Annotated in this window: 19 protein-coding genes; 5 read left to right on the forward strand and 14 right to left on the reverse strand. The window is 74.6% G+C overall.

Going from position 1 to position 15,739, the window contains the following annotated elements; all coding sequences use genetic code 11:
* Positions 1-20: 20 nt before the first annotated feature.
* Entirely contained in the window at positions 21-1,556 is a 1,536-nt protein-coding gene (locus ACGFSC_RS41205; RefSeq protein WP_359909388.1) for an HtaA domain-containing protein, read from the reverse strand.
* Positions 1,557-1,725: 169 nt separating this feature from the next.
* Here ACGFSC_RS41205 and ACGFSC_RS41210 point away from each other — a divergent pair, with 169 nt between their 5' ends.
* Genes ACGFSC_RS41210 through ACGFSC_RS41220 form a run of 3 tightly spaced genes read left to right on the forward strand, consistent with a single transcriptional unit; the run spans position 1,726 to position 4,615 of the window.
* A complete protein-coding gene (locus tag ACGFSC_RS41210) occupies positions 1,726-2,742 on the forward strand; it encodes an ABC transporter substrate-binding protein (RefSeq protein ID WP_359909391.1) in 1,017 nt (338 codons plus the stop codon).
* Positions 2,739-3,800: an iron ABC transporter permease gene (locus ACGFSC_RS41215; protein WP_359909393.1), complete on the forward strand. Its 1,062-nt coding sequence runs from the start codon at positions 2,739-2,741 to the stop codon at positions 3,798-3,800. Before ACGFSC_RS41210 ends, ACGFSC_RS41215 begins: the two co-directional genes overlap by 4 nt.
* On the forward strand, positions 3,791-4,615 hold the full coding sequence (locus ACGFSC_RS41220; protein ID WP_359909428.1) for a heme ABC transporter ATP-binding protein: 825 nt from the start codon (positions 3,791-3,793) through the stop codon (positions 4,613-4,615). The genes ACGFSC_RS41215 and ACGFSC_RS41220 overlap by 10 nt, the downstream gene beginning before the upstream one ends.
* A gap of 58 nt (positions 4,616-4,673) precedes the next feature.
* Here the strand turns inward: ACGFSC_RS41220 and ACGFSC_RS41225 are convergent, their stop codons facing one another.
* The 3 genes from ACGFSC_RS41225 to ACGFSC_RS41235 form a co-directional block, all read right to left on the reverse strand.
* Positions 4,674-4,883, reverse strand: coding sequence for a dodecin (locus tag ACGFSC_RS41225; RefSeq protein WP_359909395.1), 210 nt, complete (start codon positions 4,881-4,883; stop codon positions 4,674-4,676).
* Between the two features lie 98 nt (positions 4,884-4,981).
* Positions 4,982-5,941: an asparaginase gene (locus ACGFSC_RS41230; protein WP_359909398.1), complete on the reverse strand. Its 960-nt coding sequence runs from the start codon at positions 5,939-5,941 to the stop codon at positions 4,982-4,984.
* 72 nt (positions 5,942-6,013) lie between these two features.
* Entirely contained in the window at positions 6,014-6,634 is a 621-nt protein-coding gene (locus ACGFSC_RS41235; RefSeq protein WP_359909401.1) for an ABC transporter substrate-binding protein, read from the reverse strand.
* Positions 6,635-7,267: 633 nt separating this feature from the next.
* Between ACGFSC_RS41235 and dtd the strand changes: the two genes are divergently transcribed.
* On the forward strand, positions 7,268-7,708 hold the full coding sequence (gene dtd, locus ACGFSC_RS41240) for a D-aminoacyl-tRNA deacylase (protein ID WP_224283110.1): 441 nt from the start codon (positions 7,268-7,270) through the stop codon (positions 7,706-7,708).
* A 7-nt stretch (positions 7,709-7,715) separates the two neighbouring features.
* On the opposite strand, the gene ACGFSC_RS41245 is transcribed toward dtd, so the two are convergent.
* The 3 genes from ACGFSC_RS41245 to ACGFSC_RS41255 form a co-directional block, all read right to left on the reverse strand.
* Positions 7,716-8,678, reverse strand: coding sequence for a folate-binding protein (locus tag ACGFSC_RS41245; protein ID WP_359909431.1), 963 nt, complete (start codon positions 8,676-8,678; stop codon positions 7,716-7,718).
* Between the two features lie 19 nt (positions 8,679-8,697).
* Positions 8,698-9,162, reverse strand: coding sequence for a Fur family transcriptional regulator (locus tag ACGFSC_RS41250; RefSeq protein ID WP_359909404.1), 465 nt, complete (start codon positions 9,160-9,162; stop codon positions 8,698-8,700).
* Positions 9,163-9,278: 116 nt separating this feature from the next.
* Positions 9,279-9,881, reverse strand: coding sequence for an FABP family protein (locus tag ACGFSC_RS41255; protein WP_359909407.1), 603 nt, complete (start codon positions 9,879-9,881; stop codon positions 9,279-9,281).
* A 348-nt stretch (positions 9,882-10,229) separates the two neighbouring features.
* Between ACGFSC_RS41255 and ACGFSC_RS41260 the strand changes: the two genes are divergently transcribed.
* On the forward strand, positions 10,230-10,592 hold the full coding sequence (locus ACGFSC_RS41260) for a DsrE family protein (protein WP_359909410.1): 363 nt from the start codon (positions 10,230-10,232) through the stop codon (positions 10,590-10,592).
* Between the two features lie 15 nt (positions 10,593-10,607).
* Here ACGFSC_RS41260 and ACGFSC_RS41265 read toward each other — a convergent pair whose 3' ends face one another.
* The 7 genes from ACGFSC_RS41265 to ACGFSC_RS41295 all read right to left on the reverse strand — a co-directional run bounded on the left by ACGFSC_RS41265 (position 10,608) and on the right by ACGFSC_RS41295 (position 15,446).
* Complete coding sequence (locus tag ACGFSC_RS41265) at positions 10,608-10,880, reverse strand: DUF3099 domain-containing protein (protein WP_359909413.1); 273 nt, start codon at positions 10,878-10,880, stop codon at positions 10,608-10,610.
* Between the two features lie 73 nt (positions 10,881-10,953).
* On the reverse strand, positions 10,954-11,244 hold the full coding sequence (locus tag ACGFSC_RS41270) for a DUF1416 domain-containing protein (protein ID WP_030059605.1): 291 nt from the start codon (positions 11,242-11,244) through the stop codon (positions 10,954-10,956).
* Positions 11,245-11,297: 53 nt separating this feature from the next.
* Positions 11,298-12,131, reverse strand: a complete 834-nt coding sequence (locus ACGFSC_RS41275; RefSeq protein WP_359909416.1) for a sulfurtransferase — start codon at positions 12,129-12,131, stop codon at positions 11,298-11,300.
* Positions 12,132-12,363: 232 nt separating this feature from the next.
* Positions 12,364-12,444, reverse strand: a complete 81-nt coding sequence (locus ACGFSC_RS41280; RefSeq protein ID WP_353652343.1) for an Ms5788A family Cys-rich leader peptide — start codon at positions 12,442-12,444, stop codon at positions 12,364-12,366.
* A gap of 254 nt (positions 12,445-12,698) precedes the next feature.
* Positions 12,699-13,430, reverse strand: coding sequence for a DUF2993 domain-containing protein (locus ACGFSC_RS41285; RefSeq protein ID WP_359909419.1), 732 nt, complete (start codon positions 13,428-13,430; stop codon positions 12,699-12,701).
* Positions 13,431-13,623: 193 nt separating this feature from the next.
* Positions 13,624-15,147 carry a hypothetical protein gene (locus tag ACGFSC_RS41290; protein ID WP_392865206.1) on the reverse strand — a complete coding sequence of 508 codons (1,524 nt, stop codon included), beginning with the start codon at positions 15,145-15,147 and terminating at the stop codon, positions 13,624-13,626.
* Between the two features lie 5 nt (positions 15,148-15,152).
* Positions 15,153-15,446 (reverse strand): MoaD/ThiS family protein, encoded by a 294-nt coding sequence (locus tag ACGFSC_RS41295; protein WP_359915057.1) that lies wholly within the window; start codon positions 15,444-15,446, stop codon positions 15,153-15,155.
* Positions 15,447-15,739 lie beyond the last annotated feature (293 nt).

Consider the following 15,739-nt stretch of genomic DNA (forward strand, 5'->3'; position numbering starts at 1 on the left):
GGGGACGCTCCCGGGAGGGGTCAGGCCGCTTCGTCGGCGTCGGGCCCGGCAGCCGGGGCCCCGGCCGCGGCGGCCGCCCGACGGCGGCGGACGAGCAGGCCGCCGGTGGTGGCGAGGGCCGCCACCAGCACCGCGCCACCGGCCACGGCGGCCACCGGGACACCGTCCGAGGAGGAGGCGGCGACGGGCGCGGCGGCCGGGGGGACGGCGGGGCTCGCGGCGGCGCCCGGCGGGGTGACCGGAGCGCTGCCGAGGTCGGGCAGCGGGGGAAGCGCGGCGGCCGGGTCGAGGGCGACGGCGAAGCTCAGCGGGTCCATCCCGGTGCCCGCCGGGTACAGCCCGCCGAAGGCCTCGGCGCCGTCCTCGGTGAGTTCCAGCGGCAGTTCGACGGCCCGCAGCAGGCCGCCCTCGGCCTTGAGGCCGGCCGGGTCGAAGGTCGCCAGCTCGACACCGGGGAGCTGCCGGGTGCCGCCGTCCGGGGTCCGGCCGGAGACGTCGGCGAGCAGTCGGCCCCGGCCGCCGGAGACGGTGACGCCGGGGTTGGCGAGGGTGAGGTCCAGGCCGTAGCCGTCGCCGGCGCGCATTCCGGTGAAGCGGACGGTGCCGGTGAAGGCCGCGGTCAGCTCGCCGGTGGCCGGGTCGTACCCGCCCTTGGCCGGGGTCCAGCGGAAGAACGCGCCACCGTCCGCCGCCCCGCCGCCGAGCTCCCAACGGCCTTGGGCGACCGCGCCGGTGACGTAGTCCCGGAAGGTGCGGCGGACCCCCCAGTCGAGGGCGCCGTCGGCGAACCCGGTGCGGGCCGGGGCCTGGGCGGTCGGCCCGGACGTCGGCCCGGTGGTCGGAACCGGCGTCGGCGTGGTCGCGGGAGCGGCGGTGGGCGCCGGGGTGGCGGCCGGCGCGGGCGCCGCGGGCTTCTCCTGGGCGGCGGGCAGGTTGACCGACAGCGTGAGCGGGTCGAGGGCCGTACCGGCCTGGTAGAAGCCGCCGAAGGCCTTCGCCCCGGCGTCGGTGAGGGTCGCCGGGACGCCGCTCAGCGTCAGGGTGCCGGCCGCGCCGCGCAGGTCGACGCCGGCCAGCGAGAGGTCGGCCAGCCTGGCCTGGCTCGCGCTGCTCACCTGGCCGGTCTCCCTGGACTTGCTGCTGACGTCCGCGTACAGCCCGGCCGCGCCGCCCTGGACGGCCCTGAAGGTGAGCCGGCCGACGCTCAGGTCGAGCGCGTCGGCGCCGTTCTCCCGGTGCCCCGTGAACCGGACGCCGCCGGAGAAGGCGGCGGTCAGCGCACCCGCCGCCGGGTCGTAGGTGCCGTTCGCGGAGTGGAACCGGAAGGTGCTGCCGCCGACCGTGGCCGCGCCGCCGGTCAGCGACCAACTCCCCTGGGCGATGGGCCCGGTGACGTAGGTCAGGAAGGACTGCTTGATCCCCCAGTCCAGTCGCCCGCCGGAGACCCTGCCCTCGGCGGCCGACGCCGGTCCCGGTGACAGGCCCACCGCCAGCAGGGCGGCGAGGGCGGCCACCAGGGTGGCGGCCAGACGGCGGAGCCGGCTGGACAGGGGCACGGCGGATCACTCCTCGGGGGGCACGGGGGGATGGCGCAGGGGGGCAGGCAACGGCCACCCCCTTGCGGAACTGAGGTAAGGCTAACCTAATATATGAGTCAAGAGCCCCCGCCGCCCCGCTCCCCCACCCCGGGCAGCACGGCACCAACTCCCCGTGAAGGGAACCAGGTTGAGCAGCAGTACGATCCGATCCAGGGCGGCCCGCGGGCCCGTCCTCCTGCTGCTCGCCCTCGGCCTGCTGCTCGCCCTCACCGCCTGCGGCACCGCCGGGGGAACGGTCACGGCAACCGCCTCCCGGGCACCCGACACGGTCGAGCCGCCCGCCACCGAACCCGTCCCGCACCTTCCGGCCACCACCGCCTCCGCCGACGGCCGCCAGGTCACCGTCACCAGCGCCGAACGGATCATCCCGCTCAACGGCAGCCTCGCCGAGCTGGTGTTCAGCCTCGGCCTCGGCCCCAAGGTGGTCGCCCGGGACGTCTCCACCACCTTCCAGCAGGCCGCCGCGCTCCCGGTGATCACCCAGGCCCACGACGTCTCCGCCGAGGGCGTGCTCTCGCTGCACCCCACCGTCGTCCTCGCCGACCGCTCCACCGGCCCGGCCGAGGCGATCGCACAGATCCGGGCGGCCGGCGTCCCGCTGATCGTCCTGGACGACGCCAAGCGGCTGGCCGACGTCGGCCCGCGCATCGACACCGTCGCCGCCGCCCTCGGAGCCCCCGACGCCGGACAGCAGTTGAAGGAACGCACCGCACAGCGGATCGACGAGGCCGCGGCCGCCGTCCCGGCCGCCGGCCGCCACCCCAGGGTCGCCTTCCTCTACCTGCGCGGCAGCGCCTCCGTCTACCTGCTCGGCGGCCCCGCCTCCGGCGCCGGCTCGCTGATCGAGGCGGTCGGCGGCGAGGACGCCGGCACCGCCGCCGGCCTCACCGGCGACTTCACCCCGCTCACCAGCGAGGCCCTGGTCAAGGCCGCGCCCGACGCGATCCTGGTGATGAGCAAGGGGCTGGACTCGGTCGGCGGCGTGGACGGCCTGCTCAAACTGCCCGGCGTCGCCCAGACCCCGGCCGGGCTCGACCGCCGGATCGTCTCGATCGAGGACGGCCGACTGCTCAGCTACGGCCCGCGCACCCCGCAGGTGCTGCGGGACATCGCCGCCCAGCTCTACCCGGCGGACGCCAAGTGACCCTCGCCGCGAGCCGGAAGGCCCTCCCGACCGTCCGCCGCACCACCCTGCTCACCGCCGGGCTCACCGCCGCCCTGGTCCTCTGCGCCCTGCTCGCGGCCGGGGTCGGCGCCTACCGCATCCCGCTCGGCGACATCCTCGCCTCCACCGCCCACCGCCTCGGCCTCGGCGGCCACGCCCTGGACCGGGTACCGGAGTCGGTGCTCTGGAACGTCCGGCTGCCGCGAGTGGTGCTCGCCCTGCTGGTCGGCGGTTCGCTGGGCTGCGCCGGCGCGCTGATGCAGGGCGTGTTCGGCAACCCGCTCGCCGAGCCCGCCGTGATCGGCGTCTCCTCGGGCGGCGCGGTCGGCGCGGTGGCCTGCATCGTGCTCGGCCTGGACGCCCTGGGCAGCTGGACGGTCACCGCCTTCGCCTTCGCGAGCGGCCTGCTGACGGTCTTCGCGGTGTACGCCATGGCCCGCTCCGGCGGGCGCACCGAGGTGGTCACGCTGATCCTCACCGGCGTCGCCGTGAACGCCTTCTGCGGCGCCCTGATCGGCATCCTGCTGTTCACCGCCGACTCCGCCGCGATCAGCCAGGTCACCTTCTGGCAGCTCGGCTCGCTCGCCCAGGCCACCTGGGGCAAGGTGCTGGCCGTCCTGCCGTTCGCGCTGGCCGGCCTCGCCGTCGCCCCGCTGTACGCCCGCAAGCTGGACCTGCTGGCCCTCGGCGAGCGCCCGGCCCACCACCTCGGGGTGGACGTCGAGCGGATGCGGCTGGTGCTGATCACCGTCGTCGCGCTGCTCACCGCCGCGGCCGTCGCGGTCAGCGGGATCATCGGCTTCGTCGGCCTGGTCGTCCCGCACCTGCTGCGGATGCTCGCCGGCCCCGGCCACCGCTTCCTGCTGCCCGCCTCCGCGCTCGGCGGCGCGCTGGTGCTGGTCGTCGCCGACCTCGCCGCCCGCACCCTCGCCGAGCCGGCCGAACTGCCGCTCGGGGTGCTCACCGCACTGATCGGCAGCCCGTTCTTCTTCTGGCTGCTGCGCCGGACCAGGACCAGGCAGGGAGGCTGGGCGTGAAGCTACGCCGCCACCGGGAGATCCCCGAACGGCCCGTACCCGGCACCGAGTTGCTCGCCGCCGAGGCCGTCCGGCTGGAGGTCGGCGGACGCCCGCTGCTGGCCGGCGCCGCCGCCCGGGTGGCGGCCGGCGAGGTGGTCGCCCTGCTCGGGCCGAACGGCGCGGGCAAGTCCACCCTGCTGTCCGTACTGGCCGGCGACCTCCGGCCGGACAGCGGCGGGGTCACCCTGCGCGGCCGTCCGCCGAGCGACTACGACGCCGCCGAACTCGCCCTGCACCGGGCGCTGTTGCCGCAGTCCGCCGCACTGTCCTTCCCGTTCCCGGCCGACGAGGTGGTCCGGATGGGCCGCGCGCCGTGGGCGGGCACGTCGGCGGCCGCCGAGGACGCGGCGGCCGTGGCCGAGGCGATGGCCGCCACCGAGTCCACCGCCTTCGCCGGGCGCCCGTTCACCGCCCTGTCCGGCGGCGAGCGGGCCCGGGTGGCGCTGGCCCGGGTACTGGCCCAGCGCACCCCGCTGCTGCTGCTGGACGAACCGACCGCCGCCCTCGACCTGCGCCACCAGGAGCTGGTGCTGCGGGTCGCCCGGGCCCGGGCCGCGGCCGGGGACGGGGTGGTCGTGGTGCTGCACGACCTGTCCCTGGCGGCGGCCTACGCGGACCGGGTGGTCCTGCTGACGGACGGGGCGACGGTCGCGGACGGGCCGGTCGCCGAGGTGCTGCGGGCCCCGCTGCTCAGCGAGGTGTACGGGCACCCCGTGGAGGTGCTGGCGCACCCGCGCACCGGGGTGCCGCTGGTGCTGCCGGAACGCGGCTGAACCGGGCCGGTCCTGCCGGGCCGGGCCCGGTCGGGCTCGGTCGGGCTTCCGGGCCCGGTCAGTCCTCCAGCCGGAAGCCGACCTTGATGCACACCTGGTAGTGCTTGATCCGGCCCTCCTCCAGGTGTCCCCGGACCTGCGAGACCTCGAACCAGTCGAGGTTGCGCAGCGTCCGGGAGGCGCGCTCCACCCCGTTGCGGATCGCGGCGTCGACGCTCTCGGTCGAGGACCCGACGATCTCGGTCACCCGGTACACATGGTCGGTCATGGCGGACTCCTCAGCTGTGCGACGGCCCCCGGTCCACCGTGCACCGGCCCGGGTCCGCCCGCACCCGGACGGGTCGGCCGCCGACCGCCCGAAACGCCTTAGAACGCCGCCCGCACCTCGCCGACCGGCACGCCGCCGCCGAGCAGCGGGGCGGCGCCGATCCACTCGACGGTCGCGTCCGCCCCCGTCACCCCGAGCCGGCGCAGCGCCGCCGCCAGCACCGGGCCGCGGGCCCGCTCGCCGCCGTCCTCGATCTTGAAGGCCAGCGCCCGCCCGTCCGGCAGCGCGACCACCTGGACGGCCTCGGCGCCCATCTTGGACAGCGCTCCCGGCACCGCCCGCATCAGCCGGGTGTCGGCCCGGCGGGTGCCGGCCACGTACTCGGGGTGGGCGCGCATCGCGTCGGCGACGCGACGCGGCTCGGTGCCCTCGGCGGCCAGCACGAGGCCGCGGTAGCCGCGGGCCAGCCCGGTCAGCGACACGGCCAGCAGCGGCGCGCCGCAGCCGTCCACCCCGGCGTGCGCGGCGGTCTCGCCGGTGGCCTCCTCCAGGGCCTCGCGGGCCAGCCGCTGGATCGGGTGGGCCGGGTCGAGGTAGCTCGCGGTGTCCCAGCCGTTGGCCGTGCAGGCGGCCAGCCAGCCGGCGTGCTTGCCGGAGCAGTCCATCAGGATCGGGGCGCGCTCGCCGCCGGCGGCGAGCAGCAGCTCCGCCTCGGTCTCGTCCAGCGGCAGGTCGGCCGGGGTGCGCAGGGCCGACTCGTCGAGCCCGGCGGAGCCGAGGATGCTCCGCACACCATCGAGGTGAAACGATTCTGCGGAGTGGCTGGAGGCCGCCAGCGCCAGCAGCTCGCCCTCGATCGCCAGCCCGGCCCGCAGCGTGGCCACCGCCTGGAACGGCTTGGCGGTCGACCGCGGGAAGACCGGGGCGTCCGGGTCGCCGAGCGCGAACTCGACCGAGCCGTCGGCCGCGAGCAGCACCAGGGAGCCGCGGTGGCAGCCCTCGACGAAACCGGAGCGCACGACCTCGGCGAGAACGGGCGTGGTGGCGGGCAGGGACATGGCGGGTGAGCCTTCCGGGGCGAGGGTGGGCCGGGCGGGAGCCGGGCCCACCGCCCGCGGCGACTCACCCGGTCAGAGCGGCCCCCCTGCAAGCAGGTCGTCGACCCGTGCTTCCCCATCACGGTACCTGCGGGTGATCTCGGCATTGCAACCGTCGGCCGTGCGCAGCAGCCGCTGGCGCCGTCCGGACACCTCCCGCTCGTGCGCCCGCAGCCGCTCCAGCGCGGCCAGCAGTTCCTCGGCCGGGTGCGCGGCCAGGTCGGCGAGCTGGACGTCGCCCATCAGGGCGTCCGCCTCCAGCCCGGACTCCCGGGTGCGCGGCGGGCCGAGGGTGACGTGCCGGGCCGAGCGCCGCACGGTGGAGGGCGCGTCGGTCAGGATGGCCGGCAGCCGGTCCAGCAGGTCGCCGGGGGCCGGCTCGGGGCCGGACGGGCCGGCGGTAGGGACCGGGCCCGCGCCGGGCCGCCGGTCGAGTTCGGCGCGCAGGATGTCCATCCGCCCGTGCAGCAACCGCCGCAGGTACGACAGGTCGGCCTCCTGCTCCAGGGTCTCCCGGCGCAGCACCCGCAGCTGCTCCAGGCCCAGCCGCTCCAGGTCGGGTTCGTCCCCCGCGCCCGCCGCCGGGCCGTGCGGGCCCCCGGGGGGCCGCACCACCGGCCCGGACCGGTCCCGCGCCGCGCTGCTCGCGTCCATCACCCAACCACCTGACGTCGTCCGATCCCGCCCGCTCGCGGCACCCCGTCCCTGCCGCCGGTCCGGCCCGTCCCCCGACGGGCCGCACGTCCCGTCCACCGGCACGCCCGGGAACCCCCGGAGGCTCCGGTCCCCGGCCGCGACCGCCCACCGGGGCGGCACCGCCAGACGCCTGACCTACCGGCTCGACCGCCAGGCCGAACCCGGCCCGGCGCGGCGGACCTCCTGGCGCCCCGGACCCTTCGTACGGTCCACCAGCGTGCCACCCCGCCCGGCGCACGCGCACCGCCCGTGCACCCGAACGGCCCCCTGGCGAACAGGGGTGGCTGATATGACCGGTCCTTTCCGCAGGAAGAGCAGCGCCCGATTCGGCGCAGGCGCGCACCCAGGGGCACGCAGAGCCGCTTCACGCGCCCCTGGTGTGCGCCCTGGGGAGGCAGCCGGGGCGCACGGGAAGGGTGCGGCACGGGCCCGGAGGCACGACGGGGGCGCGGGGGCGGTGGGGCGGTGGGCGCACGGCGTCCGACGCGGCGGCAACGGACGCACGGGCCGATGCGCGGGGAGGCCCCCACGGCCACCGGGGGCCACCGGGGGCCCTCCGGGGGCCGTACGGCGCTCCGGCACAATGGCGGCATGCGAGCAGTGGTGCAGCGAGTGACCGAGGCCCGGGTGACCGTGGCCGGTGAGACCGTCGGCGCGATCGAGGGACCGGGGCTCTGCGTCCTGGTCGGCGTCACCCACGACGACACCCCCGCGAAGGCCGCCCAGCTGGCCCGCAAGCTCTGGACGCTGCGGCTGCTGCCCGCGAACGACGAGGGCGTCGAGCAGAGCTGCTCGGACCTCGGCGCCCCGCTGCTGGTGATCAGCCAGTTCACGCTCTACGGCGACGCCCGCAAGGGCCGCCGCCCCACCTGGAACGCCGCCGCCCCCGGCCCGGTCGCCGAACCGCTGGTGGACGAGGTGGTGGCGCAGCTGCGGGCGCTGGGCGCCAAGGTGGAGACGGGCCGGTTCGGCGCCGACATGCAGGTGGCGCTGGTGAACGACGGCCCGTTCACCGTCCTCGTCGAGGTCTGAGCGGCCCCTACTGCGGGACGATCACGTCCTGGGTGCCGGGCACCGTCCCGGCCAGCAGCACGGCGTCCACCGGGACGTTCCGCTTGACGATCGCCAGCGCGATCGGCCCCAGCTCGTGGTGCCGGGCCGAGGAGGTCACGAAGCCCAGCGCCCGCCCGTCCGGGTCGGTGGCCAGCCGCACCTCGGTGCCGTGCGGGGGCAGCGACTCCTCGGTGCCGTCCAGGTGCAGGAAGACCAGCCGGCGCGGCGGCCGGCCCAGGTTGTGCACCCGGGCGACGGTCTCCTGGCCGCGGTAGCAGCCCTTCTGCAGGTGGACGGCGGTGCGCAGCCAGTCCACCTCGTGCGGGATGGTCCGGTGGTCGGTCTCGAAGCCCAGCCGCGGCCGGTGGCCCTCGATCCGCAGCGCCTCGTACGCCCAGACCCCGGCCGCCGGGCCGTACCCGGCGGTGAGCCGCCCCAGCTCGCCGCGCGGCACGAACAGGTCACGCCCGTACGGGAGTTCGCGGACGGCGGCGGCGCCCTCCACGGAGGCGGTGGAGCCCGCCGGCAGGTGGACCACGGCGTACTCGGCGGTCGCGTCGGCGACCTCCACCCGGTAGAAGAACCGCATGCCGTCCAGGTAGGCGACCAGCGCCTCCTGGGTGCCCGGCTCGACGTGCGCCCAGGTGGTGGTGCCGTCGTCCACGAGGTAGAGCGCGTGCTCGACGTGCCCGTTCGGGGAGAGCACCAGCGCCTCGGCGGCCTGCTGCGGCGGCAGCTCGCTGACGTGCTGGGTGAGCAGCAGGTGCAGCCAGGAGAGCCGGTCCGGGCCGGTCACGGTGACCACGCCGCGGTGCGAGAGGTCGACGAAGCCGGCGCCCTGCGACAGGTTGCGTTGCTCGCGGAAGATGTCGCCGTAGTGGGCGGCGACACCCTCGTCGGCCCCCTCGGCGGGGACGGCTCCGGGCAGGGAAAGCAGCGGGCTCTTCACACCGGTCATACCGGCCAGCTTACGGCTGCTCCCCGGCGACCTTGGCGGTGCAGTCGGCGCAGCGGCCGAAGATGGCGAAGTGCTTGAGGTCGGTGTCGAAGCCGTGCCGCTCGCGCAGGCTGTCGATCAGCGGCTGGGCGATCTCGGTACTGGTCTCGGTGACCTGCTCGCAGTCCCGGCAGACCAGGTGCAGGTGGTGGTGGCGGCCGGCCAGGTGGTAGGTCGGGGCGCCGTGGCCGAGGTGGGCGTGCGACACCAGCCCCAGCTCCTCCAGCAGCTCCAGGGTCCGGTAGACGGTGGAGATGTTGACGCCGCTGGCGGTCCGGCGGACGTGGCAGAGGATGTCGTCGGGGGTGGCGTGGTCGAGTTCGTCGACGGCCTCCAGCACGAGCTGGCGCTGCGGGGTGAGCCGGTACCCGCGTTCGCGCAGGTCGGCCTTCCAGTCGCCGGAGAGCTGCCAGTCGGTGGTGCCGGTGTCCGCCACGGTACTCGTCCCTGCCAATGGTCGGGGGTCCTGGGGCAAGTGTAGGGACCGGCCGCGGGCCGGTCCCTACCTCGTGCACGGAAGTGCCGGTCGTGCGACCGGCCTGCGCCATCGGCCTACTTGAAGAACGCGATGCCGTCGTCCGGCAGGTCGTTGATGTCCTTGATCAGCTGGGCCGGGCTGAGCACCTTCTTCAGCTGCGCGGACATGTACGGGCGCAGCGGCACGTTCGGGGCGGCCTTCTCGCCGACCCAGAGCAGCTCGCCGTTGACGAAGCCGTACAGCCGCTTGCCGCCCGAGTACTCCGGGGAGCCCTCGATCCGGGCGACCGCGTCGGTGGAGACGTCGACCTGCGGCTTGCCGTCGGCCAGCTCGCCGTACCAGATCTCGACCGTGCCGTCGTCGCGCACGGAGGAGATCTCGATCCCCCGGGCGCCGCTGGTGCCGTCGTGGTTGCTGGTGATGCGCCAGAACGCGTGCTCGTTCTCCAGCGGACGGACCTTCTCGCCCTCCTCGTTCAGCACCCAGGTGCGGGAGCGGAACTCCAGGAAGGGGCGGCCGTCGTGGCGGATCACGATCTCCTGGCCGAAGTTGCACTTCTCCGCGCCCGGGCCCCCGTCACCCGGCAGAGGGGCGTAGACGCCCGCGCCCTCCCAGGTGCCGAGGAGGAAGGCGAGCGGGACGACGTCCTTGTGGAGGTCGGAAGGGATCTCGATCATGTTCCTGGTCGCTGTTCTCGTCGGTGTGGGCCTGCCTCAACCGTACGGCAGGCTCAGCGCTGGCCCTGGTACAGCTTCATCACCGAGAAGATGGCGAACCAGGTGATCAGCACGGCCATGAGGGCCAGCAGACCGTCGAAGAAGATTTCCAGACCGGACACGGGTGGCTCCCAGGCGGCGACAGTGTGGTGGATTGTGCTCGGCTCACTCTATCCGCCGGGTTCCGGCCGGTCGCGGTGAGCCCCACCACGTCGCGGTTCGCGCCGCCTTCCCGCGGCTGCCCAAGCTTTGCCCAAGGGTTCCGGGGATGCCGGACGGCGGGGGCGGCCCGACCTCTATGGTGGCGCCATGTCGAAGAAACTGGTCATCAAGGTCACCGCAGGGGCGGACGCGCCGGAGCGGTGCTCGCAGGCGTTCACGGTGGCGGCGGTGGCCGTCGCCAGCGGGATCGACGTCTCGCTCTGGCTGACCGGGGAGTCCTCCTGGTTCGCGCTGCCGGACCGGGCGGCGGAGTTCGAACTGCCGCACGCGGCACCGCTGCCGGACCTGCTGGAGTCGATCCTGGCGGCCGGCTCGGTGACGCTGTGCACCCAGTGCGCGGCCCGGCGCGGCATCGAGCAGAAGGACACCGTCGAGGGTGTCCGCATCGCGGGCGCCCAGGTCTTCGTCAGCGAGATCATGGCGGACGGCGTCCAGGCGCTCGTGTACTGACGCCTCCCCCGGGCCCTACGGGTGCTCCTCGTGGTCGGGGCGGTCCCGGTCGTGGCCGGGCTCGTCCCACTTCGGGTCGTCCCAGCGCGGGTCGTCCCACCAGTCGTCGTCCGGGTCCCGCTTGTTGGCGAACACCGCGGCGGCGGGCGGGATGACCATCGCGACCACGCACATGCCGATCGCCGCGCCGACCGAGAAGAACCGCACCACGCCCCAGGCCATGACGAACAGCCCCAGGCACACGCCCATCATGGCGAAGTAGTAGCGACGCCGCCGCCTTGCCTGCACCCCTCCACGGTACGACCGAGGGCCCCTGCACGGCAGGGGCCCTCGGGGTGATCCGGGAACGTCGCGGCTCCGGTCAGACCGCGATCGCGACCTCGACGGCGGTGCCCTGGGAGGCCACCACCTGGCGGTCCACGGTCTGGCCCGGCACCAGCGCGCGCAGGGTCCACTTGCCCGGGCGGGCGAAGAACCGGAACTGGCCGGTCGCCGAGGTGGGCACCTCGGCCGTGAACTCACCGCCCTCGTCCAGCAGCCGGACGTAGCCGTTGACCGGCTCACCGTCGCGGGTCACCGAACCCTGGATGATCGTCTCGTTCGCCACGTCAACTCCTGCCAGGTCCGGGCCGCCGGCCTTCGCACCGCACATGTCTGCCTACCTTCTGACTTACTGGCCTTCTGACTTACGGGTCGGGCCTGGGCTCAGTTGCCGAGCTCGATCGGCACGCCGACCAGGCTGCCGTACTCGGTCCACGAGCCGTCGTAGTTCTTGACGTTCTCCTGGCCGAGCAGCTCGTGCAGCACGAACCAGGTGAGCGCGGAGCGCTCGCCGATGCGGCAGTAGGCGATGGTGTCCTTGGCCAGGTCGATGCCCTCGGCCTCGTACAGCGCCTTGAGCTCGTCGTCGCTCTTGAAGGTGCCGTCGTCGTTGGCGTTCTTGGCCCACGGGATGTTGCGGGCGCTCGGCACGTGGCCGGGGCGCTGCGACTGCTCCTGCGGGAGGTGGGCCGGGGCCAGCAGCTTGCCGGAGAACTCGTCGGGCGAGCGGACGTCGACCAGGTTCAGGGTGCCGATGGCGGCGAGCACGTCGTCGCGGAAGGCGCGGATCGAGGAGTCGACGGCCTGCGCCGTGTACTCGGTGGCGGGGCGGGCCGGCACCTCGGCGACCAGGTCGCGGGAGTCCAGCTCCCACTTCTTGCGGCCGCCGTCCAGCAGGCGGACGTCGCCGTGGCCGTACAGCTTGAAGTACCAGTAGGCGTACGAGGCGAACCAGTTGTTGTTGCCGCCGTACAGGACGACGGTGTCGTCGTTGGCGATGCCCTTGGCGCTGAGCAGCGCCTCGAAGCCGGCCTGGTCGATGAAGTCGCGGCGGACCGGGTCCTGGAGGTCCTGCTTCCAGTCGATCCGGACGGCGTTGCGGATGTGGTTCTTGTCGTACGCGGAGGTGTCCTCGTCGACCTCGACGATCACGACCTTCGGCTCGTCCAGGCGGGCCTGGACCCAGTCGGCGTCGACCAGGACGTCGCTGCGGCTCATGGTGGGTTCTCCATCCGAGGGCGGTTGTACGGAAGGTGCTGCTCAGGAGGGTGCTGCAGGGTGCCCGAGTGGGTGCGGTCCGAAATCCTGTCCGAATACCGGGATGAGGGGGCGGACCGGCGCGGCCGGGCAGTGAACTGCGGAGTACCTCGGCGACCGCCCGCTCACAGGGCCGGACGCGGTCACCGGAAAGATCGGCGGCGGGCTTCAACTGCCCAGCCGGAGCGCCGAATCAGCGCATTCGACACAGACAGGCGGACACGCGGCACAGGTCTACCGCCCGCCGCTTCGTGAGGTCCGTCTGTCGCTTCATGCCGACGATGCTAGGGACACCGGAGGCCCGCTGTCATCAGCGTATCGAATGGTGGGATCGAAACGACCGCATGATGGGATTTCGCCCCGCATCGGCCCGCGGGAGCCCGAATCGAAGCCGTCCGAACGCATGCGCGGGGCGGAAACGGCACCGCTCCACGGTCCGCGCTGGACAGCGCGTCTCGCGGAGCGGAACGTTTCGGGGGACCGAGACCGGGACGGGGACCGGGATGGAAACCAGGACCGGGCCGGGGATCAGCCCAGCAGCTTGACGCCCTTGCCGTCGAAGGTCAGCTGGAGGCCCTCCGGCAACGGCGTCACCCCGCTGCCGCCGTCCTTGTCGGCCAGCTTCAGCCCGGCCGGCAGCGAGTCCAGGGTGAAGCTCATCGGCTCCAGCTGCTGGTTGGTGGCACCGGCCACCAACCCCGCCAGCGAGCTCAGCCGGAAGCCGTCCACCGTGACGGTGTTCCCCTTGTTGTGCACGGTGCCCTCGCCGATCGCGATCGGCCCCAGCGAGGCCTTGACCTTGCCCGGACCGGCGTAGGACAGCGTCAGCCGCGAGTTGCCGCCCACCGGCAGCTTGGCCCCGTGCAGCAGCTGGGAGGCCGGCGGCAGCAACTGCGCGAGGTCCGGGTACGAGATCACCCCGCTGCCGGTGCCGCTGTCCACCGTGGCACTGCTCATGCTGTCGCTGACCTTGACGCCGGAGAGCTGCGCCTTGAACGAGTGCAGCGCCACCTGGTGACTGCCGTCCCCGACGGTCAGGCCGTCGGAGGAGATCCGGACGTCGTCCAGCTTCATCGACACCACCTGGGTGAGGAACGGGAAGCCCTCGATCGAGACGTCCGGGCGCTGGCTCATCCGGCCGCTCTTCACGATCCGGTCGGCGGCCTCGTCCTCGGCCACGCCCACCGCGATCCGGTCGGCCCCCAGCAGCAGGCCGGAGAGCACCGCCAGGCCGATCGTGGCCTTCAGCCATCCGCGCATCGTGTCCCCCGTCGTCGCCGCTCGCTGTGGTCGTTCGTCGCTGAAATCGTTCGCAGTGGGTCGTTCGCAGTGGGTCGTTCGTCGTTCCGCGGCGGACGCGGGACACGTCCGCCCTCGCACGACCGTACGACGTCCGGCTCCGGAACATGGTTCCGGAGCCGGAATCCGACCCTGCGCGCAGCGGACGGGAGGATCAGGCCAGCAGCTCGGTGGCGATCCAGATCAGCGGCGCGGCCACCGCCAGCGGCAGCGCCACCCCCGCCGTCATGTGCACGAAGCGGGACGGGAAGTCGTACGCCGCGACCCGACGGCCGACCAGCGCACCCAGCCCGGCCAGCGCACCCAGCGCCACCGGCGCCCCGACCAGCAGGCCCAGCACCACCGCCGCGGCCAGACCCAGCACCGGGCCCAGCTGCTTCGGTCCGGGCAGCGGCGCCGCGGCCAGCAGGGTGGCCAGCGCCACCGCGCCCACCGCGGCCGGCACCCAGTCGGCCAGCAGCAGCATGGTGCACAGCGCGGTCACCACGGTGGCCGAGCCGAGCACGGTCAGCGCGTAGAACCGCTCCTTCGGGTCCGACGGACGGAACGTCTGCAGCACCAGGACGAGCAGGAAGAACCCGCCCAGGGTGCCCACCACCGCCGCCACGCCGCCGTCGGAGTCCGCCAGCAGCACCGCCACGTCCGCCGTGAAACCGGCCAGCGCGGCGAGCAGGATGCCCTGCCGGGCCGGCCACATGCCGTTCAGCCGGAACCAGCCGGCCGCCGTCAGCAGCTGGAGCAGCGCGACCACCAGGGCCAGCGCGACCTGCCCGAGCGCGGCACCGCCGGCCAGCAGCGCGGCCGCACCGGCGGTGATCAGGGCCGGCTGCAGGCCCGGGTCGATGATCGGCGAGCCGGTCCGGCCGCGCGGGCCCGCGGGCGGCGCGGACTGCGGCGGGACGGCCGGGAACGGCGCCGCGGCGGGGACGCCCAGCGGGCCGGGGGCCCCGGCCGGACCCGGCACGCCGGGGGCGGTCGGGCGCTTGAGCGTCATGGTCGGCGGATCGAAGGCCTCCGCCGGCTGCGGCCCGGGAGCCGGCTGCGCCGCGGGAGCCGCGTGCCGGGCCCGCGGCCTCGACGGCTGCTGGAGCTGGAGCTGGATCGTCGGGTCCGGCTGGGGCTGCACCGGCTGCTCCGGCTGCTCCGACTGCCGGCGCCGCTGCTGCCTCGACTGCTGCTGCTGCGGCTGCTGGAACTGGTGGGGCTGGTGGGGCTGCGGCTGCGGGTACGGCTGGGGCTGTTGCGGCTGCTGGGGCCGGGGCTGCGGCTGGAACTGCTGCTGGTGCTGCTGGTGGGGCTGGTGCGACCGGGGCGGCGCGACCGGCACCGAACCGGACACCACCACCGGCGGAAGCAGCGCCGTCACCTCGGCGTCGTCCACGGCCGGCACCGGCGGCATCACCGTGGTCGCGGCCGCGTCGTCGAACGCGGGCACCGGCGGCATCACCGTGGTCGCCGCCGCGTCGTCCACCGGGAAACCGTACGGCGACGGCTGGCCCGGCTGCTGCGGCGGGACGTGCGACTGCTGCGGGCGCGGGTGCTGCTGCGGGTGCGGGTGCTGCTGCGGGTGCTGCTGCTGTGCCCGGGGCGGGTACGGCTGCTGCGGTTGGTGGGGCTGCTGCGGCCATCCGCCGTAGCCGCCGCGGTTCGGGTCGTTCGGGTTGTTCATGTCCGTCACGCCGCTCAGCCTCCCGCGAACGGGGGGAGGACCTCCACCGTCCCGCCCTCGGTCAGGGCGACGGTCGCGTGGTCGCGGCCGCCCACCTGGGCCCCGTCGACCAGGTACGAGCAGTGCCCGAGCAGCCGGACGAGCTTCGGCCGGTCGGCGTGCCGGTCCCTGACCGCCGTCAGCGCCTCCGCCAGGGTCGCCGCCTCGTACGGCTCCTCGGCCAGCCCGGCCTCGGACTTCGCCGCCGCCCAGTAGCGGATCGTCCCGCGCGCCCGGGCGCCGCTCGCGGGCTCGGTGGTCACGCCCATCGGGCCACCCCTTCTCGTCGTCCTCGCCCGGTGCCGGTGTCCCGGTCCGGCTCGACACCTCAACGGCCGCCCGACCACCCGAACGATGGACCCGAACAGCGACTTCGATGCGCGTCCCATGATGGCGTGTCCGCCGCCACGAGCGGCAATCGCCCTGGCCGGGCCGGCACGGAGAAACGCACCTGAGCGCCACCGGGGCGCGCCGGACCGGCGCTCGAAGCTGTGTCCAGCCTCACCCGGCGCACGCCCGAATTGGGCGAACCGCCGGATTCCCGCACTCCCGGTGGAGGGGG

The sequence above is a fragment of the Kitasatospora sp. NPDC048715 genome, assembly GCF_043198905.1.
In the GTDB taxonomy this organism is placed as follows: domain Bacteria; phylum Actinomycetota; class Actinomycetes; order Streptomycetales; family Streptomycetaceae; genus Kitasatospora; species Kitasatospora lactacystinica.